Here is a 20,751-nt window from a genome sequence, read left to right on the forward strand (position 1 = left end):
ATGATGGATACGGAGCGAGATCTATTGGCAAACGCCATTGAGGGTTTGGATCCCTGCAGCGGGTTTCTCCGCCGGCAGTTGATAGCTGATGCGGCACTGATGCTCGGCATTTCGCCCCCACTGCACGATGAGTCGACCTTGTTCCGCCATGCCGGACAGATAAACCAACCCATCCCCACCAATCAGGAACGGCTGCGCCGAATGATCCGCATCGCGGACGCTGGCCCCCAGAGGGAGAGGCACCCCATGTGGATCCGTGACTCTCATCAGGATCCTTTTGCCGACGTGCGCCTTGAAATTCGCCCGGCTTACCGCGCCGCGGGTAGGCGTGACCAACTGGTTGGTCAGCGCGAGATCGACATCATCCGGCAAACTCTCCACATCAAGACGAATCGAGTTGTTGCGATAAGGGGTGGCATAAGGAACGATGGCATAGCCGCGCCAATCGGTTTTCACCCCGACCTGGTTGCCGACCGCCACATCGCTGGCGCCGGCCGCCGTCACCAGGGCGGCCGTCTCGCCAAAGGGCTGGCCGAAGGTAACGCCGTCTTCGTGGGCAATCACGCCCCCTTTTACGCCATAGTTGACGCGCTGTTGGCTGCGATCGTAAGCGTATCCCGCGACGAGTTCGCCGTAGGTGGCACGCCAGTCAAGGTTGGCATTGCCGCTGTTGCCCTGGCCCTGATTGCCATACCCTTCCTGTACGCTCCAGTTGAGGTTGTTGCCGGCCAGCGCCGTGCCGTTGAGCCCCGCCGTATGGCTGGTATTGCCTTTTTGGCTGGTATTGAGGCTATAGGTGGCGTAGGTGTTGCTCAGCCATTTCTCCAACGGCACGCTGATATTGAAGGCAAACAGTTGGTCGCGATCGTAAATACGCCGTTGTCCCCGGTCTGAGTCACCGTAAATCGCCTGTGAATTACGGTTGTAGCTGTAGTTAAAACCGTAACTGATGCCATTCCAGCTATTGTTGTAACCCGCGCTCAGCGATTGCATGTTGCGCTCGGAATTCCAGTAATCTTCGCTGACCGCACTGAGGGAAAGCGACCCCGCCCCCTCCCATAAATTCTGGTTGAGCGTAATCTCGGCGCGGTTTTTACGGCGGTCTGTCAGGGCGTAGCGGTTGCCGCTGCGGTAGGTGTCCAGCACTTCCTGCAGCCCATAATAGCCGCTGGTCGAATAGCGGTAGCCGGCAATGGCGAAGTTCGTGCCGGTCGCTACGATGTTTTTGCTGTAGCGCACGCGCCACGACTGGCCGTCGCTTTTCGGCTGATGTTCCTGTTTCGCCCAGGCCTGAGTCGCGTCCACCGACAGGGCGCCGAACTCGCCCAGGTTTTTACCCACCCCCAAGGCCAAGGATTGATACGGGCCGGCGAATTGCCCGCCGCCATAGAGGGTAAAGCCGGCCGGCAAGCCGTAAATCAGGCTGCCCTGCGAGAAAACCTTTTTCTCCACGCTGTGATCGTAAGTGCGATATTGGCCGGACGTCAGCGCGTATTTCAGGCGCCCTTCGCGTTGCAATACCGGCAAGCTGGCAAAAGGCACGGTCATATGCTGTTCGCTGCCGTCCGCCTCTTTGATCGTCACGTCCAAATCGCCGCTGCCGCCGGTCGGATACATGTCAGAAATCTCGAACGCGCCCGGCGCGACATAACTCTGGTAGATGACATAACCGTTTTGGCGAATGACCACCTGCGCGTTGCTGCGCGCAATGCCGCGCACCACCGGCGCATAGCCGCGCAGGCTTTCCGGCAACATGTCGTCATCGGAGGCCAGCTGCGCGCCGCGAAACGACACGCTGTCAAACACATCGGACGGAGTGCTGCTTTCACCGAGCGTGAGCAAGCTCTTCAGGCTGATGATATTGCGCTGGGCGTAGGTATAGACGGTGTCCCAGCGATCTTCCGACTGCCGCCCGCCACCGCCGCTGTTGTAGCTCCAGGTGGTGTAATTCCGCACCCGCCAGGCCCCCAGATTGAACCCCGGCCGCAGGTTGAGGTAGTAGCTGCTCGCGCTCTGGGTAAAACGATCGCGCCCCTTGCTGTTGCTGCCGGTGAAACCGTAGTTAAGCAGCATCGCCGGCATCCCTTCGTCCCACAGTTCGGGCGGTACATAGCCACGCACCCGATTTTCCAACGCCGCCTGGGGAATGCTCAGCACCAGCCGCTGGCGGTTAAATTGAAATTGCGCCGAGGCCTGCGGGATGGCGGCCAAATTCGCGCACTCTTCCGCGCGGTTCAATGCGGGAAACCGCTCGATCTTCACGCCGAGCCGTTGTAAATCCTCCCCCGTCAGGCAAGGCTGCAGGCCGGCTTTATCGTCGCCGCCGGGCTTGATGACAAACCGAACATCACGCGTCTCCATCAGCATGTCATTCACCCAAATATCCACCCGATACTTGCCGGGCACCTGGTTGCCGTTTTCAAACACCGACAGGTCAACAGGCTGTTGGCCCGAACGCCCCGTTTCCAGCAACGCCGGATTGAAATAGTCACGGGAAAAGGCGGGGTTGGCCATGTTGCCGCATACCGCCGTGGTTGCCGTGAATAAGACGATGCGCTTCAGCCAAGCATCCCGCTTCGCTGCTCTACGCTGACGAGTTATCATTCATTAGCTCCATTATTGAATTCGTTATTCCCTTCTGCCGCCCATCCCCTGGCGGTTAAATACCTGACTGATGCTCCTTGCCGGTGCCGCCGTAGTCGTTAATTAATTTCCAACTGACCGACGACGCGCCAGAAACCGGCAATGAAAACATTTCACTACTCATCGGCGCGATATAAGTCACCTCTTTCATTTCGCGCCCGCCGATGCGAACATAATGAAAATTCATATAATACGGCGTGGGGTTGGTGAGTTTTAATTCCTTGCCGACGCGCTGCCACGTCAACCGTTGAGTCACATCCTCGGGAACCTGTTTGAGCAGCGCCGCAGGGCGATAAATCAGTTTGAGGCGCGTTTTTACCGCGATTTGCAACGTGTTCGACTTACCCGTGTGTTCTGTCGAAGGAATGGACTTTATATTCATCCAATACAGGCTCTCTTTATCCTTCGGCAAGTCATCGCCGACGCGGACGATGCGCAGCATATTCTCCTGATGCCCATCCAGACGAAATAAAGGCGGCGTAATAATAAAGGCTATCTTATCCACGCCGCTCTGTTGATTATCCAGCCAGGACTGGATTAAATAAGGTTCGTTGTCCGGGTTGTCGACGCTGATTGAGGCTTCTTTTTTTTCACCGTTAAAAATTACTCGCGTTCCACCGACAACCACACCGGCCTGCGCCGTAGAAAAAAATAATAATAAAATGAATCCCATTAGGGCACTGCAGCAATTAAACCGCATAATATTATCTCCGAGGCAATACGGCCCGCTGGAAACCAGCGGGCAAGAAAATATTATCAGTTGTAATTCAGCGTGAAGGTCGCGACGCTATTGGCTTTACCGGCAGTCACATCTGCAAGCGTGGAAATATAACGCGCGGTAAAATCAAGATTGTTTTTCACGCCGCTGCCGGAAGCCAGCGGATAGGCCGTTGAGGCCGTGTAAAGCGGAAGAACATTATTAGAAATATCAGACAGCTGGATGCCAACGCCCGTGGCGACATCCGTTTCCTGGGTCAGCTGCAATACGTTGTTGTCACCATTATCGGCCGCGCCGTCGAACTTAACGGTGGCGCTTTTTACCGTATCCGGACAATCCGTCACTTCCAGCGTAAATTTAGTCGCCGAGGAAGTGGATCCCTTGCCCCCCGCAAATGCCGTTCGGGCCACATCGCCCAGAACAACATTTAATGGATTACTCAAGTCATTTGTGACCTTGCACGCGGCATCAACAATATTCCCGGTAAAATTAACCTGCCCGTCTGCCGCCAGGGCAGGCAAAGCACTCGAAAAACTCGCCGCAACCAATGCCAACATAATCACTTTTTTTTCCATCATGGGTACTTCTCCTTTTGATTGGACAAACTTAAAAATATCCCTATCACGGCTAATCCGTGATAAGGCGAATAGGAGCTCCGCCCCTTTCACAGTTAATTATGCTTGGCTTTCCCTCTTTAGCAATACATAAAATCAATGTAAAGATGAGAAAAGATAATCACCCCGAATCGAATTGGCATCATTCTTATTTTTATTTTAAAAAAACCAAAAAAACGGCGTTTCTTGATTCATTCCTCTGGCCGAAAAGGAAAGGTTTATCAGCATGCTTCATACACCATCCACAAGATAAACCACTCATTTCCTCTTCAATGAATGTGCGTAAGGATGAGTTGTCACAAAAATGAAAGACGCCGCGCGGGAGCCAATGACTGGAGAGTTTTTTGATTCTTGCTAAGGGGCTGCGGCGCGTCGACGGCGAAACCGGATAGGGCAATAACGATTAAGCGTTCAGAAGAGGTGAAATATGAAGGGAAGTTTTCTCTTAAATAAGAAAACGCCGACAATAAATCAGCGTAATCATGCTGCAGAAAGGGCGCCGCCGATCATCAACGGTTCCCTTCTGACACAGGTTAATTCAGCGATGTAGCCGCGTTCTCTTGACGTTCAATTCACAGTAAACGCTTTTCCGTCTTATTTTCAGTGGGATTAATCGTCATGGCGATAATCCTCCCCCAGCCCTCGGCCCGGTAAGGTTTCACACGCCAGGCCATCGCCCGCCGGTGCGGCGATCGGGTAGCGGTCGTCAGGGGTGATAAAGACCGGCGAGGTCGCGATATACCCGTCGCTAAACTCGGCTTCGATAAAGGTGGCCTCCCAACCCTGTGCAGGGGCGTTCAGCCGAAATTCACCGCGGTTCGCCTCCAGCGGCGCCGAGGTATAACGCACGCCGCACGAGTAGCGAAAATCTCGGGCCGTGCGGTTATGCGCAGTCCAGCGCAACACCCTGATCGGCGGCTCGGAAAAGCGGAGCGTGCGCAGCGCCGTCTCTGAGGCGTTGCTCTGCACCTCGATCGTCGGTAGCGCAATATCACGCTGACGACGGTTGACCAAGGCCAGAACAGCGCGTTCGGGGACCGTGCGCTCGTCGCCGGCGATGGCTCGCATCGAGACCTCCCCCGGCAGCTTATTCAAATAAAACCGCGTGCTGTCGGGCGGATAGCGTTCGTCGCCGCCGGCGACGATGAAATACTTCGGTGCCGGAGGCCGCCCGCGCTCGGCCAGAGGGGGATATTCGATGGGATCTTCAATCTGCATCAGCTTGTCAAACGCCGGGGTCTCTATGCGCCGATCGATGCCCAGTTGGTAATAAGGATGAAACGCCAAAGGCCAACGCCCGCCATACGTGCGATAGGTATGCTTCATCACCTGCCGCGCCGCGATCCCCTCAGGGAAAATGGCGGCCACGGCATCGATGCGCTCATCTGAAAGCGCCGTCAGCATGGCCGTGGTTCCCCCCTCAGACACGCCCGCGACGATAAATTTGTCTATCCCCCACTGGCGCAATTCGCGTTGCGCCAGCGTCATGGTTTGCGACAGCGCCGCCGTCATCGGGATATGCAGCGGCATCATCAAATATTCATCGGCATCATCCAGGAACAATCGCCATCCCCTCGCCCGGCTATCCGCCCCTGAACGGCGCCGTCCCTCATTTTGGTATTCCAGGTACGGGTAAGGCAGCCGATTGACCACCACCACCACCGTTTTGCTCTGCGCCGCCAGCGCCTCGGCGGAAAACGCCGGCTTTTGATTGCCCGACGTTCCCGGGCCGGCGGCGCTGCACGCGCAGTCTTCGCTCATCACCAGCAACGCTTTACCGGTGAATGCCCCGTTGGGAATATAAATGTCCACGTCGTGCCACCACTGCGTCGGCCGGATCGCGTCTTGCGGCGACCAGGATTGCGACATCAGCCGATAATGACGAATTTCCGCGTGTTGGCCGCTCTCCACGCTTTTTAACGAAAATGACAGGGGCAGCGTGGCCAGTTGCTGGTTATAGCAAGGGATCACCGTCTGTAATGCTGGGTGCTCATCGGCGAAGCAGGTGTCTTCCTCCTTGGCCGCGGCGTACCGGCAGACGGCCAACGCCAGCCAAATCAAGGTAATATAAGCGGAGATCTTTAACATTTTTCCCCCACGATAGTTGGCGTTGCCCCGCCCTCGCAGGCCGGCGCGGCGGCAAACGGGCATCAACAGCCTCACGAGGCGTGATGAAATAATATCGGGTAGCCGAAGCTGTCTTTTTCGAACATCACATCGTTCTCGTTTTCCCCCACCAGCACGCTATAAATGCGGTTCTCCTGATAACGACTCATGGCGACGTAGAGCACGACCTCGCGATGATCCGTCAGGGTGAACTGCCTGCGCTTGGCAGTAATTTCCAACGTAAACGCCACCACGGGATTGTTGTTTAAAAACACCGCGGTCTGTCTCATAGACAGGATTCTGGCCTGCGCTTTCTCCGCGACCTGAAAGGGGGTGGCGTCACTGGGGTAGCGGATATCCATCTTCTTTTGGATATAGATGACGTTAAACACCGCCAATGCCACCGCCACAAAAAGATTGATAACCATAATCAGCATGATTTTATTTGCCATTCATCCTCCCGCCCCGTTCCCTGCACCGCGCTCGCGGTTGATTTAAAAGTGCCCTTGCGGGCACTTTTCATTAGAGGCTCAAGAGGATTTGCGGCCAAACAACTGCGAGAACGCGCTAATCCCGGCATCGATGACGGCGCCAATGCCTTCACCGAGTTTTGCGCCGGCGTTTGACGCATCCGCATGGATACCGAAAAGACCGGTGCCGGCATCCACGATGGCGCCAATACCCGTACCCAGGATTTTGCCGGCGTCGGAAGCGATGCCCGCGCCGGATACCGCCATAACTTCTGCTTCAGTCAGTTCTTTCATACTCGCTCCTTTGCATTAATCTAAGTGTTCCGTTTTGAGAAAATGAAACCCTCACTGTTCGTTCACCTCCTTTTGTCTGCCAATAAACCTTGCCCGGTGAAAACGTCAGAACAGACCGAATTCACGACAGAGATAGTCTGCGACGCCATTGCGGCTATTGGGCAACGCCACCGGATTCAACGGCAGAGCGCGTTTCAATTCGCTCATGGCATTGCCCATGACCACGCCCGTTCCGGCCCAGCGCAGCATGTCCAGATCGTTCATCGCATCGCCGAAAGAGAGGCAATCGCGCATCGCTATCTGTTTGGAATTCAAATAGTCGGCCACGCTTCTGGCCTTGGAAATATGCTTATCCATGATGTCTATCGTTTCCGTGGAGGACTTACAGATGGACAGCGTTTTGCCGAAGGCCTGGTTGACCTGGTCAAAGAGCGTCTCGATCGGCGCCGCGTCCCCATGCACCAGTACCTTCAATATCCGCTGCCGCTTCATGGCCTCAGGCTCGACATAGCGGCAGGCCACGCCCGACGTTTTGACGTAGTCAGAAAAATGCGGGTTCTCTTCGGCCATCATCCAGCCCTCTCGGGTGAACAGGGTCACGTGGAACGGGCTGGCGAATAAAAAATCGATCAGCCCGGTTTGCAGCTCTGCGGGCAAAAAATAGCTTCTATCCGCCACCGCCTGCCCTTCGATGTTGACCATCGCGCCGTTGCAAGAAACGATCACCGGCGAGAACCCCAGCCCATCCACGATCCCGCGCGCATCCGCATCGCAGCGCCCCGTTGCAATGACGATTTCCAACCCCCGACGCTGTAAAATGTTGAGCGTTTCCACCGTCACATCGGATAAATTCCCGGACGGATCGAGCAAGGTGCCGTCAAGATCGCTCACGATCGCCCGGTACTTTATTTTGCCGTCGACTGCCAGCCACATATCATGCCTCCTCAGCCTGGATAATCCCGTCCTCAGCGCAGATGTCGCTGTCGGGCGGGAGATTGGCGATCGCGAGCGCAATAATCAGAAAACGTCGGCCCAATTCGACGATGTTTTCCCGAGCGATCTCGTGGGAATCATAAAACAGTGAAATGGCGAGCCGTTCCGCCTCGGGGAACAGGCACAGCACCGTTTGGTGATTGCTGCCGCTGACGATATCCATCACGCGGCACTGAAACGGCAGCCGTGGATCCATCGCCGGTTTCGGCATGTTTTCGAACACGAACAGGCTGCCGAACGGCGAGGTGGGCACCCAATTCTCGTCGTATCGATTCAGTTCGGAAAAGGCGTATTTCTGCCGGAAGGTTTGTGAATCCGCGATGTCATCCAGCAGCTCATAAAGGGGGCGGCGGCGAATCGCCCGCAGCCGCAGCACCGGGCTTGCGACACACAGGCCAAACAGCGTCTGCACCTGCTCAATGTCGGCCGGGCGCTCGCTCATGGTCGTGCCGATGGCGATATCATCGCAAGCCAGCGCCTCGGCCAGCGCCAGCATCCAGGCCAGCTGCGTCAGTTGGTTGACCGTGATCCCCTGCCGCCGACAAAACGCGGTGAGGCGCGCCATCTGCGCGCTGGAGAATTCGTCGCCATGCTGACGCATCCGGCGCCCCTGCGGTACGAGCTGCGGTGCGGCAGTCAGCGGCAAGCGTTGATTGACCGGCGCATCCCGCAAATAGTCTGCCCAGAAGGCCCGCGCCTCAGGATCATTGCCGTGCGTGCGCACATGGGCGGCAAAAGGCTCGAATCGGTTAATCTCCAGCGCCGGCACCCGGCCCGCCAACAGGGCGAGGTAATCGTTGAACCACTGGCCGAACAAGACCCCCAGCGACCATCCATCAAACAGAATGTGGTTAAAGGTCTGCACCAGATAGTGCTCGTCCGCATGCAACCTGATGAGGCGCCAGCGAATCAACGGCGGCGCATCCAGCTCAAACGCGGTCTCCCTCTCCCGGGCCAGCAGCGCCTCCATCCGTTCCTCCAGAGAGGCTGGCGCGGCATCCGACCAATCGTCCATCGCGATCGGCGCCTGCAGCGTCTCGCAGATAAAGACGTTGGGCCGGCCGCGGCGGGTTTGATCGTCAAATCCGGCGCGCAGCATTTCAAACCGCTGCAGCGCCAGCGCCCATGCCTGATTCAACACCTCGGGCTGCAACGGCCCCGCGATCTCATAAACCGCCTGGTCGATCTGATACTCGCGGTTGAGTCGGTTGAAATACATCAACTCTCGCTGGGTTACCGTGGCTTCGAAAACGGCGGCGAGGCGATGCTTTTGCTGCCAGCGATCCAATTCGGCGAGGCTGACGTCGGCATGGGGGAAGTCGCCCGGGCTGGCGAGACAAACGCCGTTGCCGGCTTCGTGGCAGCAGTACTCGACCAGCGCCGACAGGCTGTCGACATAGTGCGACCCGATCCGCGACAGCGTTTCATGCGGCAGCAAACCTGACATGACGATGCTTAGCCGATCGTCGTGAACATAAAGCACCAGATCCAATACGTTGCCGCTGACCGGCATCGCGCCATTTTCCAAATCCGCCGTTTGGTCGATCAAGGCCCATAACGCGTCGTCGGCCTGCTCGTTGAACGCGCCGAGATAATTGAACGAAATGGCCGGCAGGCGGTGGCGCCGCAGGCAAGCCGGCACCTCATCGCCCGGCGCTGAAGCGTATTTCAGCGCCGAATAACCGATACCGTGGTCAGGCATCTTTCTCAGCCTGTCCTTGATGGCGCGCAGCGTGGTTTTTTGGCACTCGTGCGCGGTGATGCGCAAGGGCATCAAGGCGGTGAACCAGCCGACGGTGCCCTCAAGCCGGATCTTATCGTCATTGATATCGCGGCCATGGTGTTCCAGCGTGAGGTAACTGTCCGCACTGCCGTGCCATGCCTGCAACACCGGCGCCAGGGCCGCTAACAGCACTTCGCGCACCGAGGTGTTGTAGGCCTGGTGGCAACCGTCCATCAGCAGCGCGGTCAACGCCACATCGCACTCGAAGCGGCAAAATTCAGGGGCCTGCGCCACGCCGCTGAGCGTGGCGTAATCGGGCTGCCCGGCGATCATCGCCAGCCAGTAAGCGCATTGGTCTTGCCGGGTTGCCGCGTATTGCCTTAACCGTTCTCCCCATTGGCGGTAGCTGGTGCCTTTTTCCGGCAGCGATTCCCCCTGATGCAACCGCTGCAGATCGCTGACGATGACGCGCCAGGAAACCACATCGACGATCAGATGATGAAACGCGCAGAACATCAGCGCGTAGCCGGGGGCGCGGCTGTCAAAGATGTAAACGAAGCGGCATATCGGCCCTGCCGCCGGATCAAACCCCGATTGCCATTGGCGCAGCAGCTCGGCGCGGCTTTGGCGACAAAGCGCCAGGTCATAGTAGCCCCATGAAGGGCCGCCGTCGGCCGCTGACAGGTAGCGCTGCGACACGATGACGCCGGCGTCGTCGACGCTAAAACGCGCGCGCAGCATGTCATGCTGATCCGCCAGCGCATCCACCAGATCGGCGACCTGTTCGGCGGACATCGGCGGTACCCGCACCAAAAAAGTCTGGTTGAAGAAGGCGCTGCGATTCGGCGCCAGCTCACGGTACCAGCGTTGAATCGGCAGCAGCTCGAATTCGCCCTGCAGTTCACCCTGTTCGTTGAGCGCGGTAACCGCGTCTTGCTGCCGCAGAATGCGCTGGGCCAGAGCCCGCGCATTTCTGGTTTCGAACACCGCACGCGAGTTGCTGTGGTAACCCGACTTGCTCAATTCGCTGGTGAACACAATGCTTTGGATCGAATCGCCGCCCAATCGGAAAAAGTCGTCGTCGATGCCCACGGTCTCCACGCCAAGAATGTTCGACCACAGGGAACAAATCAGCGCCTCCAGCGGGTTCTCCGGCGCGGCATAACGCCCGCTTTGCGCGAATTGCGGCGCGGGCAAGGCCGAGCGATCCAACTTGCCGTTAACCGTCAGCGGTATCTCGTCAATCTCGACATAGCTGGACGGCACCATATAATCCGGCAAACTGCGCTCAAGCCGGGAGCGTAATTCGGCAGGATCCCAGGCCACGCCCCGCGCCATCAGCAAATAGGCGGCAAGGCGCTTGCTCTCCCGATGGACGACATCCACCACTACGCCTTTCTCGACGCCCTCCAGGGCATTGATCGCATTTTCTATCTCGCTGAGTTCAATCCTGAATCCGCGAATTTTCACCTGGCAATCATTTCTGCCGAGATATTCCAGATTGCCGTCGCGCAGCCAACGCACCCGATCGCCGGTTTTGTATAAGCGCCGGCCGTGCAACTCGATGAAACTCGCCTGGGTTTGCTGCGGCTGGTTGAGATAACCGCGCGCCAGCGCCGAACCGCCGATATACAACTCGCCGGCCAAGCCCGGCGGCAGCGGTTGCCGCCAGCGATCCAGCACGTAGAGCTCACGCCCCGGTATCGCCCTGCCGATGGGAATGCTGCTGCGCGCTTCGTCCTGAGCGATAGCGTACATCGTGGTGAACGTGGTGCATTCGGTGGGGCCATAGCCATTGATGACCCACTGAGGGCGGTGGGGTTGCCGCACCAGGCGCTGCATCAGCGTGGCGGTCAGCGCCTCCCCGCCCACCAGCAGATAGCGCAGCCCGGCAAACAGATCGGGGTTGCTGAGGTAGAGATGATCGAACAAGCTGCGCGTGGCCCAAAGAATCGACACCTGCTGCCGACGCAGCAGCGCTTCCAGCTGCGGCACATCGCCGGCGATATCTTCCGTGTCGCGGATGACCACCAGTTTGGCGCCGTTGAGCAAGGCGCCCCACACTTCGAACGTCGCCGCGTCGAACGCCGGGCTGGACAGGAACAACAAGACATCTTCGGGCGTAATCGCGATGCCGGACGCGGTCGCCAACCCGCACATCGCCTGCTGCTCGAGCATCACGCCTTTCGGCACTCCCGTCGACCCCGAGGTATAAATGATCGCGCCAAGCCGTTCGGCGGCGGTGACCACCGGCAGATTATGCCGTTCATGCGGCAGGCGGCTCAGATCGCCCAGTGTCAGCACGGCCTGGGGATGCGGCATCATCGCCGCCAACGCTTCCGCCGCCGTCTGCATAGAGGGCCCGGCAATCACCAAGGCCGCCCGCGTTTCCGCAAGAATATGTTGAATACGCGCCTGGGGATAATGGCAGGAGATCGGCACATAGGCCGCGCCGGTTTTCAGCACCGCCAGCAGCGCCACGACCATTTCCAGGCTTTTTTCGCTGTATAGCGCGATCGGCACGTCGGCCTGGGGCTCGGCCCCGGTCAGCGACGCATAGCGAAGCACGATCTCGCGCGCCAGGCTGTTCGCCATGCCGTTCAACTCACGGTAGCTGACGCGCAGCCCCTCATACTCCAGCGCGATGTTTTCCGGATAGCGTTGCGCGATCGCTTCAAAACGGGCGCTGAGGGTCTCCCCTGGCAGCGGGAGACTCTCATTATCCGGCGGCGACCTGTCGGCGGCGGGATAGAAGGCCATGTGGCTTAACGGGGCGTCAGGCGCGCTCATCGCCTGTTGCATCAGGCGAGTAAAATGCGCCGCGCAGTCGCGCATGTCTTCCTCGTCAAACATGCCCTGGCGAAAGCGCAACCGGAACTGCAACGCATCAATATCGGCCCGGTCTTCGTATTCCAGCGAGAGCGCCGCGCTGGCCATATCGTGATTGGCTTCGAATAGCGGCCAGGTGGCGCAATCGGCCAGCGGCAATGCCGCATCGCGCAAGTTGGTTTGGGCAAAGGAGATCGGTAACGCGCGGATCCCCAACGCCCGCACCACCTCTTGCGTGGGCAGCTGGTTAAAACGTTGGCGCGACTGCGGCGGCGCGGCGGTAATAAATGCCAGCGCCCGTCGATAAACGTCGGAAAAACTCGCGCCGTCACGCAAAGAGAGGGGCAACACGCTGGTGTTCACATGGCCGCCGAGCGCAAATTTTTGCCCCTTCTTGATCGACACCGGATAACTGATGTAGACCGTTTCCTGATTGCCGCTGCGCGCCATCAAGATGCCCCACAGCACCAGCAACGCCAGGAAATCATTCACTCGCCGAATCCCCGAGGCCTGTTTCAGCGCTTTCCATTGCGCTTTGGGAAAGTGGAAGCGCAGCTCACCCGCTTCGTCTTCACGGCCGGCGCCGCTTCGCTCAAACGGCACCTCGAGCACGCCCAAACTTTCCGCTTCGGCGCGCCAATGCGCCAGCGCCCCCTCGGCGGCCAGTTGCTTCACCTCCTGCTGCAGTTGCCGGTTAACGGCGGCGATCTCGGCCGCCTCGACGCGCGTCGCCAGCCGCTGTTGGCGATAGTACTGGCTCACCAGGGAGAAAAACTCGTCGGAAGAGGCGCCGTCAATCACCAGATGGTGGCCGACCAACGCCAAGGTATAGCGCCGCTCCCCCTCGGCGAATAGCGCCCAGCGATAAAGCGGCCCGCGGTAAATATCGAAGGGCCGGCGAATCACTTGCGTCAGCAGCGTGCGGTCCGTGTAATGCTGCAACGGATGGATTGCGTCATTGCGGCGCCAATACAGCTCGCCATCCTGTTCATGAATATGGCTGTTCAGCAGTACATGATCTTGCACCAGCGCATTCAGCGCGGCTTGCAACCGGATGGGATCCAGCGCGCCCTCAATTCGCTGCAGCACCAATACGTTGTAATTGCAGCCTTCAGGATGGCGATCATATTCATCGATAAAAACTTTTGAGTAGGGTGATACAGGAATTTCTTCCATGACAAACACTCCATTTAGAAGACACAAGCCCTGCTTAACGGCGATCCATGCGGCATACCCAAACCTCTTTCGGCATCAGATCGCTTATCTTTTGTGAGTAATAGCCGATAAGCATGTTGATGCGTTTTTCTGAAATGACCTCCGCCGCCTGAGCGCAAACCGACTTATAAAAAGCGAGGGGGATCATTACTTTGCAACGGCTATGCAGATGCCGACACACACCGATGGCCCAGGAAAAACACTCCCTGGAAGGGTTGGAAATATCCAAGAGTTCGGCACATTCATGAGAACAGCCAATCACGGCGTAGTGGCTGCCTTTGTTGATATAATGAATTTTATGGTACAGGGGGTGTTTTTCAATATACTCAAAGGCGCGGCGATCTTTTTCCCGCCCTAAATTATTGATGAAGCTTGCCTGCTGTGCGAGCCCACTTTCAGCAAAACGAAATGCCATAAACTTGTCAGGCTTTAAGGTTAATTCGACATAAGGATAGATTTGGGTATTGGTTGTTAAATACTTTCTAAATATTTTTTCGTAAACCCGGATCTTCCTGTCATCGGAAAAGCAGATATCCGCCGCCACGTCCGACCGTCTGGCCTGCAGGAAAAAATCTTTCAGTACGGTGGCGGACTTTACCTGACGATGGATGCCAAGATCGCCAAGCATATTGACATTGACACTAACACCGTTGATCTTAAAGGGATAAAAGCTTGAAACGAACATCCCGAGATAACGTTCGCGATCCTTGTAGAATATGCCCGTCTTCTCCCTTGGCGCGCCACAATGCGGATCGAGCAGATGCTTCCAGTGCAGGAAACGTTCCCCGCCCAGATCTCTGCCATAAAGATCCTGCAATAATTTGAAATGATTTTTGGAAACCGTTTCCCTTACAAAATCAGCCATGTTTTATCTCCCTATAAAACCTATTCCATGCCAGGCGGCAACCATGAACGATCGCCGCCTGCGCCGGTAAAAATACCGAATCAGATCGTCACTTTCCCCCTCTCCATTAACAAGAGTCGCTGTGCATTTTTAACCAGCGCAAGAATTCAATATTGTTATCGATATTCAGTTTTCTCATCGCAGAGCGTTTATGAATGCTGACCGTTTTCGGGCTGATGCCGAGCAACATCGCAGTTTGATTTTGCGAGTATCCCAGATGAATCAGACGGCACACCTTCCCTTCGCTAAAGGTCAACTGGGTGCGGCAACGCGGGCAATAGCTTGAAACCAAACTGTTTTTCTTGCGATAGCAAACCATGACCTTATCCACGATCGCCGCCACGCCGTCTTTGCGCGTAATGCTTCCGGCCTCTAGATTGCAATGGATTTTTGGAAAAATCGTTTTATGCTCCAGTATTGAAAAATAGAGCGGAATAGAAGAAAAGTTGCCCTGCAAAAGCTGGGTATGGCAAAAATTGATGGACACCCGCTTATCCGGCGCCCGGAATATAATGTTGGCCCGTTCCTCTCCCGTGATCTTGGCCTTGACACCATTCTGGAGAAAACCCTCTTGCAAGGCGAGCCCCAACCCAAGCTTGAAAAATTGATTTTGATCGACGATAGCAATATTGACGCGCTCCATTAACAAACCTCCCTTTTGACTACGCTTGCCCACTCTCCTTACTGCAATATGATTGCTGTGATTATTTTTTAGTTTTGAGATGCTTTTTAATAAAAAAGCGTTATATGCGATGCGGAAACGTCTTCGCCTCGCAAAAAGTGTATTTTATATATGATATAAACTCATCAGCCCTGGAGAGCACACAAAAGCAAGACGCGGGGAAGTACCGCGTTCACAAGGTAAAGGGTTACCGTAAGATATATTTATAGTGCATCATTGCCATCCGTGATACGGTGCCAATAATTTTCTCTGATAAGTTAATTTTACTCCAAGAGCGCAATATATCCAGATAAATATCGAAAAAAAACATAATATAGAACATAACACGGCTCTGTATTGATTGTTAAGAGCATCCGATTATGTATTAGGATTTTACTTAGAAGAAAGACGGGATAATGCTTTATCTCGAGATGTGCCGTTACCCCGGCAGGCCATATTAAAAAACCCTCTATAACCATATTAATCCTATTGTAAAAAAAATGCATAAAGAAAAGCTACACTTTATGGCGATAAGTGATTCCAAAAAAATGTGTTGATGGGTTGAAAAAAGGCGAACGCATCGTCCGCGGATATAAGAGAATCCAGGCAGGGACAGAGATTATTCAGCGGTGTGACGAAAAACAAGAAGAACTCAGTCGGCGTTGCCGATGCGGAACATTGTTTATATCTTTTTTAATCTCACCAGTTTTTTAGCCTCCAGGCAGGCGATCAGCCCGAGGTGATCTTTTTTTAACTGCTTATGACTTCCGATGGGGAGAATCAGTTTCACCGTTTGCAACTTACCGTGATTATTATAGATATCAAAGACAATCACCGGCGGGCCATATCCCTGGATCAGGCAGTCTAAAAACCGCAGAGCGGCGCAGCCCAAGCGGCTTCTGGCCTCGGTGACAATTTTTTCCGCCAGATCTTCATAGCGGAAAGGTCTTTCCGGTGTCGTCAAAACCTTCATAAATTCCCCTTCAGATATAGGTCATTCAGATTGAAAATTAAAACCGGCATCCCTCATTCAGCACGAACGGGGAGACGAAAATCAGGCTTCGGCAATATATACTCTAACGATACGAAATTAAAATAACAGACAACAGAATAGTATAAAAAATAGTAATACTTCTGTTGAAAAAAAGACCTGATTTGCAATAATGAAATTGCCTGAAGTAAAGGGCTAACTGAAAAAGGAGTTTCAATCATGAAAGAACTATCCGCAATTGAAATTGAACAAGTGAACGGTGCTGGTTTTTTTGGTGACGTAGGGACACTGATTGGCAGTGCAGTTGGAACCGGTATTGATACCATTTCCGCGATTGCCGGTGTTAACCCGGATGCCAAAACCGTTGTCGGCACCATCGGTAAAGGTATTGGTCTGGCCGTCGATGCGCTGATCTCCAGCGGATTGCAGATCATTTCAAAACTGTAATAACGCATTTTCATCCCTTCCTATTTTTTTAATTCGTTTCACTTTAAGCACCTTAGCGGGTGCTTTTTTTTTACCTCAAAGAATCAAAAAAGATAAAAGGTCAGAAAAAGCATCATCCAAAAAAACAGGCTGGGGATCACCACAATAAAAAAGCCCATGCGTTTGTTGGCATTTTTTAACATCCATTCGTTGATCATCTCACCTCTCCTTGTGAATACCAGGGGGCATTTCGGCCCCCCGGTAAATTACCCACCGAGTTGCAGATTACAGTTTCGGCACTTTGGAAAAGAAGTCCGCCATTTCGTGCGGGAACCCTTTCGCAATCGCCGGGCGAAGATCGTCCATAGAAACATTAAAATCTTTCGGCTGTTCGCCCGTTTGCATTTTTTGGTGTGCGTTCACATTCGACTGCAGCCCATTAAAAATGCCCTTCATATTGCCGAACATATCATCGCAAGATTTTGTCACGTTACTCATGACCGACTTGGCCGCATCCGGCCCCGACATTTGAATATTGCTGACGCCTTGCATAAACGGCTGGCTCAGCGACGATTGGGAGTTGGTGCCCAAATTGCCGCCGGCCTTCATGGTTTCTAAAATTTTGGCTGGATCTAACATGTTTATCACCTCTTTACGGTTGTGTTTACATCGCTTTCGGGCACGAGAATCCTCGCAACGCCCGTGACCAAAGTGGGAAATCTTTCATCGTCGAGCGCAGTTCCAGTTTGAGTACGCCCACCACCGACGACATCGACATCGTCAGCTCTCGCCTGTCGCTGGAAAGCGGCACGGGATTGCTGGCATCGAACATCCGGAATAAGGCCCAGGGCCCGTCGAAACTGGCGACCTGGATCTGGCCGGTGCCGGTGCGGAAGGTCAGCCGAACATAGCTGCCGCCTTTCGGGCCGGGCCAATCGATACGCGTGGGCTGACTAAAACCATGGCTGTAGTTAATCACCTGCCCATCGATGTCCAGGGTCGCTTCCGTGATGGTCGGCGTCAGGGACAGCGGCCTGATGAACATGGAAAACGAGAGTTTGTCGCCGGCGGTGAAGAAGGTGTCGCGAATCAAACGGGCATTTTCAAACGCGCCGAGCGTGCTCGCATTAACGATCCCCTCAGACCCCGGTTTGGCATTCCATTTCTGCGCGTTGATATCCACGTAAGCGGCCAGGTTTTCATCGAAGAACTGCTGCATGGCGCCGTTCTGCCCAAACATGCGCGAGAAGTCCTCGATGCCGACCTCCGCTCTGGCGTTGCGCGAGAACGGATAGCGCCCGCTGATGCTGCCCTTGCACAGCCCGGAAGCCAGCGATGAAGCGCCTTTGCTCAGGTTCTTCTGGCTCTGCTGGATCGTTTGGCTGTCGCCGACCTGCAACAGATCCATCATGACGCTGCGCACCGGTTCCGGCTGACGCGCCGCATCCAGCTGCAGCCGCTTCAGCGTGCCGCCGGCGGGCACCACCTGGCCACCGCGCAATGAGGTGGAGAGCGTGGTCAGCTGGCTGTACAGCGCTTCGAAACTGCGGCTCAGCGGATCGTTGCTGGCGTTGGTGGTCTGCAACAGCTGATACCCCAGGCGGCGAAGCAGCTCAAAACGGTCTTCCACCGCGCGTTCCGGCGTGAGACGAAAACGCGCGCGCTCGCCGGAAATCTCGCCGAGAATGTCACGCCGCTGCTGTTCAATACGATTGCGCTGGCGATCGAACCAGCTCGCCGCATCGCCCTGGTTGGTGCCGGTCATGCTGGTTTCACGCGCGGCAAAACGCACCAGGTTGGCCAGCGGGGATGAAGGATCGGACAGCTGGCGCGCCAATATCGCCGCATCCTCCAGCCCGTTGACCGGCCGGGCTCGCACGTCGCGCATGAAGGCATCCCATTTGTCCGCATACTCGATGAGGTAAAGCTTCCTCGCCTCGTCGGCCAGCTTCTGCGCCGAAGCCAGCGAGTTCACCGCGTTTTTCCCTTCCGCGCTGTCGCGCAGCACCCAGGACTCTTCTTCGATCATGTCTTTGGCGGCGTCATCGAGCTGTGCCAGGAAGACATCGCGGTAGCTGGCGCGGGTATAGAACCCCGGCACGGCGGTATCGGTGACCGTCGCCTGGCTCTTGCGGCGCAGCATCAATGACACGTTCGGCCCCGCGGCGTCGGCCAATGAAATGTCGTTGATCGCCGCCGGTAGCGGTTTCTCTTCGATGCGGCGCACCACCCTGACCTGCATCGGAATATTCATCGCTTTCACCCGCGCCAGGCGCAGCAGGTCACCGTTCATTTTCATGACCGGCGCATTCGGCAGAGAGAACATTTCCCGCAGGTGGTAAGCGAAAATGCCTTTGTTCATGTCGGTGTAGCCCTGCGGCATAAAGCTATCCCAGCGCGTCATGAACCAGTCGACCAGCGCCTCGGCAGAACGGTGCGAGGGTTCGCCCATCATCAGATACACTTTCAGCGTGCCGTAGACGTCCTTGTTGGACGCCGAAACGTCATTCTTGAGTTCGTCCGCGATATAGTTTTCCACCGCCGGCCAGAAGATCTGCAGCAAATGGCGTTGGTAGGTCTTTTGCGCCGCGCTGTTGATCAGCTTGTGCTCGAAATAGGGATTCGGCACCGGCGAAACCTCACCGCCCAGCTGCGCGTTCATGTATCCCAGCTGCTCATAGGCGGAGATGACATCGTCGCTGACGCGATTCGTGACCGGTATTTCGCGCACGATGCGCTTCGTTTCGTCAAAGCGCGCCGCAATGTAAGAGATGTAATCGCTCTCCCACAGGTAACGCATCGCCAGCAGGTTAAAAGAGACCGCCAGCAGCACCAGCACCAGCACATAGCGGCCCAGGGAACTCATGCGGCTGCCGAGCGGCCTGGCGTGAGAAGACTGTTGCAGCACCCCGCGCTCCTGCCTGGCGTAATTCAGCTCTGGGTGGTAAATGCGCCCGGTGGGACGGGCTTCATAGATATCCGCCGCTTCCGCGTTATAAATCGCGCCCTGCGGCGGCAAGGCGATGGTGCTGCCCAGCCATACCTGTTGCAAATGGCAGGCGTAGCCCACCGGCGTTTGCGGGAAAATCTGCTCCAGCAGCGAATACAGCGGGTTGCCCAGCGATCCCAACGACTCGGTGAAGAACAGCAGCTGTTGGCGGTTCTGGCCGTCCGGCGCATCGTGCAGCAGTTCGAGCACGTGATGGCTGACGCGCGCCACCATCTCCCGGTAGAGATCTTCATACTGCTCGAACGGGGTTTCGCCCTGTTCGGCCCGGTTCAGGCTGAACCCCATCCCTTTTTGCAACAGGTCGTCGCCCAGCATCGACAGGAAGGTCTCGCCGCCGACCAGTTGATCGAGGTGGCTGATGGTAAGATAGACCGGCAGCTCGCAGCGGAACCATGAGGCCATTTCCAGCAGGCGCACGCGCAGCGCATCGGCGACGGATTTTCTTTCCGTCAGCGAGGCATGCAGCAGCCAGCGTGCATCCAGGCACAGCATGATGCCGTCGATGCCCGGATGGCGGCGGTGGCGCCGGATCAGTTTGAACAGGGTATCGCGCGCCCTGGCGCCGTCTTCGCCAAGGCCGTTCAGCTGCAGCCATTCACCGGAGGTGTCCACATACACCGAGTTCTCCGCCAGCCACCAGTTGCAATCCTGGGTCGGCCCGACGTCCACGGTCTGCTGCAGGCCATAGTGTTCAGCCAGCAAGAAACGTTCGCCGCTTTCGCCGATCAGCGAGGTTTTGCCGCTGCCCGGCGGCCCAATGACGAGGAACCAGGGCTTTTCACTGATATAACGGCGCGCCAGGCGGTATTTGAAACGCTGCCAGGGGGTGCGCTGCTTCGACGTGCCGACGTATTGCAAGGTGCGCAAGGCGTCGTAAAAACGCGAGGTCACGCGATCTCGCTGCGCGGTTTTTCTTTTAGCCGGGGCCGGCGCCCGCGCGTGGCGGAACACCCAGGATAAAAACGTCGCCACGAACGGCCACAGCGCCCAGCACAGGATCAGGGCGATGATGATGCCTCTGACCCAGACCGACAGCAGCGGCCGGTAGGTGCCGATGGCGATCAGCGGCCCAATCCACCACACCACCGCACACAGCAGCAAGGCAATCACCAATATGAATGATCTACGTATCATATAATTTCCTTATTATCTCT

Annotated in this window: 14 protein-coding genes; 1 reads left to right on the plus strand and 13 read right to left on the minus strand. The window is 56.1% G+C overall.

Translation table 11 applies throughout. The features are described from left to right. Positions 1-21: 21 nt before the first annotated feature. From ACJ8QI_RS11645 to ACJ8QI_RS11695, 11 genes are all read right to left on the minus strand, one after another. A complete protein-coding gene (locus ACJ8QI_RS11645) occupies positions 22-2,604 on the minus strand; it encodes a fimbria/pilus outer membrane usher protein (protein WP_442532519.1) in 2,583 nt (860 codons plus the stop codon). Positions 2,605-2,659: 55 nt separating this feature from the next. After that, positions 2,660-3,343, minus strand: a complete 684-nt coding sequence (locus ACJ8QI_RS11650; protein WP_084827581.1) for a fimbrial biogenesis chaperone — start codon at positions 3,341-3,343, stop codon at positions 2,660-2,662. 56 nt (positions 3,344-3,399) lie between these two features. After that, positions 3,400-3,939, minus strand: coding sequence for a fimbrial protein (locus tag ACJ8QI_RS11655; protein WP_038872246.1), 540 nt, complete (start codon positions 3,937-3,939; stop codon positions 3,400-3,402). A 645-nt stretch (positions 3,940-4,584) separates the two neighbouring features. Beyond that, positions 4,585-6,063, minus strand: a complete 1,479-nt coding sequence (locus ACJ8QI_RS11660; protein ID WP_164268048.1) for a PhoPQ-activated protein PqaA family protein — start codon at positions 6,061-6,063, stop codon at positions 4,585-4,587. A 71-nt stretch (positions 6,064-6,134) separates the two neighbouring features. Continuing rightward, positions 6,135-6,533 carry a hypothetical protein gene (locus ACJ8QI_RS11665; RefSeq protein WP_060439610.1) on the minus strand — a complete coding sequence of 133 codons (399 nt, stop codon included), beginning with the start codon at positions 6,531-6,533 and terminating at the stop codon, positions 6,135-6,137. A gap of 78 nt (positions 6,534-6,611) precedes the next feature. Further along, the gene (locus ACJ8QI_RS11670) at positions 6,612-6,845 is read right to left on the minus strand and encodes a hypothetical protein (RefSeq protein ID WP_038872255.1); all 234 of its coding nucleotides are present in this window, start codon (positions 6,843-6,845) and stop codon (positions 6,612-6,614) included. Between the two features lie 105 nt (positions 6,846-6,950). Then, on the minus strand, positions 6,951-7,778 hold the full coding sequence (locus ACJ8QI_RS11675) for a Cof-type HAD-IIB family hydrolase (RefSeq protein WP_060420458.1): 828 nt from the start codon (positions 7,776-7,778) through the stop codon (positions 6,951-6,953). 1 nt (position 7,779) lies between these two features. Next, entirely contained in the window at positions 7,780-13,566 is a 5,787-nt protein-coding gene (locus ACJ8QI_RS11680) for an amino acid adenylation domain-containing protein (RefSeq protein ID WP_442532520.1), read from the minus strand. A gap of 34 nt (positions 13,567-13,600) precedes the next feature. Continuing rightward, positions 13,601-14,470 (minus strand): hypothetical protein, encoded by an 870-nt coding sequence (locus tag ACJ8QI_RS11685; RefSeq protein WP_084827579.1) that lies wholly within the window; start codon positions 14,468-14,470, stop codon positions 13,601-13,603. A 106-nt stretch (positions 14,471-14,576) separates the two neighbouring features. Next, positions 14,577-15,152 carry a helix-turn-helix transcriptional regulator gene (locus tag ACJ8QI_RS11690; RefSeq protein WP_060420452.1) on the minus strand — a complete coding sequence of 192 codons (576 nt, stop codon included), beginning with the start codon at positions 15,150-15,152 and terminating at the stop codon, positions 14,577-14,579. Positions 15,153-15,852: 700 nt separating this feature from the next. Further along, complete coding sequence (locus ACJ8QI_RS11695; protein ID WP_038872271.1) at positions 15,853-16,143, minus strand: hypothetical protein; 291 nt, start codon at positions 16,141-16,143, stop codon at positions 15,853-15,855. A 237-nt stretch (positions 16,144-16,380) separates the two neighbouring features. Here ACJ8QI_RS11695 and ACJ8QI_RS11700 point away from each other — a divergent pair, with 237 nt between their 5' ends. Next, positions 16,381-16,608, plus strand: coding sequence for a hypothetical protein (locus tag ACJ8QI_RS11700; protein ID WP_019453435.1), 228 nt, complete (start codon positions 16,381-16,383; stop codon positions 16,606-16,608). A 264-nt stretch (positions 16,609-16,872) separates the two neighbouring features. Here the strand turns inward: ACJ8QI_RS11700 and ACJ8QI_RS11705 are convergent, their stop codons facing one another. Both ACJ8QI_RS11705 and tssM read right to left on the minus strand, forming a co-directional pair. Further along, positions 16,873-17,226: a DUF6277 family protein gene (locus ACJ8QI_RS11705; protein WP_004935323.1), complete on the minus strand. Its 354-nt coding sequence runs from the start codon at positions 17,224-17,226 to the stop codon at positions 16,873-16,875. Positions 17,227-17,251: 25 nt separating this feature from the next. Beyond that, a complete protein-coding gene (gene tssM, locus ACJ8QI_RS11710) occupies positions 17,252-20,731 on the minus strand; it encodes a type VI secretion system membrane subunit TssM (RefSeq protein ID WP_442532521.1) in 3,480 nt (1,159 codons plus the stop codon). Positions 20,732-20,751: the final 20 nt, after the last annotated feature.

The organism is Serratia sp. CY84636 (assembly GCF_052166245.1).
Classification (GTDB): Bacteria; Pseudomonadota; Gammaproteobacteria; order Enterobacterales; family Enterobacteriaceae; genus Serratia; species Serratia nevei.

What these genes read in the sequence shown, in the direction of transcription:
- ACJ8QI_RS11645 (WP_442532519.1), bottom strand. Translation starts at nt 2,604, where the DNA reads ATGATAACTCGTCAGCGTAGAGCAGCGAAGCGGGATGCTTGGCTGAAG.
- ACJ8QI_RS11650 (WP_084827581.1), bottom strand. Translation starts at nt 3,343, where the DNA reads ATGCGGTTTAATTGCTGCAGTGCCCTAATGGGATTCATTTTATTATTA.
- ACJ8QI_RS11655 (WP_038872246.1), bottom strand. Translation starts at nt 3,939, where the DNA reads ATGATGGAAAAAAAAGTGATTATGTTGGCATTGGTTGCGGCGAGTTTT.
- ACJ8QI_RS11660 (WP_164268048.1), bottom strand. Translation starts at nt 6,063, where the DNA reads ATGTTAAAGATCTCCGCTTATATTACCTTGATTTGGCTGGCGTTGGCC.
- ACJ8QI_RS11665 (WP_060439610.1), bottom strand. Translation starts at nt 6,533, where the DNA reads ATGGCAAATAAAATCATGCTGATTATGGTTATCAATCTTTTTGTGGCG.
- ACJ8QI_RS11670 (WP_038872255.1), bottom strand. Translation starts at nt 6,845, where the DNA reads ATGAAAGAACTGACTGAAGCAGAAGTTATGGCGGTATCCGGCGCGGGC.
- ACJ8QI_RS11675 (WP_060420458.1), bottom strand. Translation starts at nt 7,778, where the DNA reads ATGTGGCTGGCAGTCGACGGCAAAATAAAGTACCGGGCGATCGTGAGC.
- ACJ8QI_RS11680 (WP_442532520.1), bottom strand. Translation starts at nt 13,566, where the DNA reads ATGGAAGAAATTCCTGTATCACCCTACTCAAAAGTTTTTATCGATGAA.
- ACJ8QI_RS11685 (WP_084827579.1), bottom strand. Translation starts at nt 14,470, where the DNA reads ATGGCTGATTTTGTAAGGGAAACGGTTTCCAAAAATCATTTCAAATTA.
- ACJ8QI_RS11690 (WP_060420452.1), bottom strand. Translation starts at nt 15,152, where the DNA reads ATGGAGCGCGTCAATATTGCTATCGTCGATCAAAATCAATTTTTCAAG.
- ACJ8QI_RS11695 (WP_038872271.1), bottom strand. Translation starts at nt 16,143, where the DNA reads ATGAAGGTTTTGACGACACCGGAAAGACCTTTCCGCTATGAAGATCTG.
- ACJ8QI_RS11700 (WP_019453435.1), top strand. Translation starts at nt 16,381, where the DNA reads ATGAAAGAACTATCCGCAATTGAAATTGAACAAGTGAACGGTGCTGGT.
- ACJ8QI_RS11705 (WP_004935323.1), bottom strand. Translation starts at nt 17,226, where the DNA reads ATGTTAGATCCAGCCAAAATTTTAGAAACCATGAAGGCCGGCGGCAAT.
- tssM (WP_442532521.1), bottom strand. Translation starts at nt 20,731, where the DNA reads ATGATACGTAGATCATTCATATTGGTGATTGCCTTGCTGCTGTGTGCG.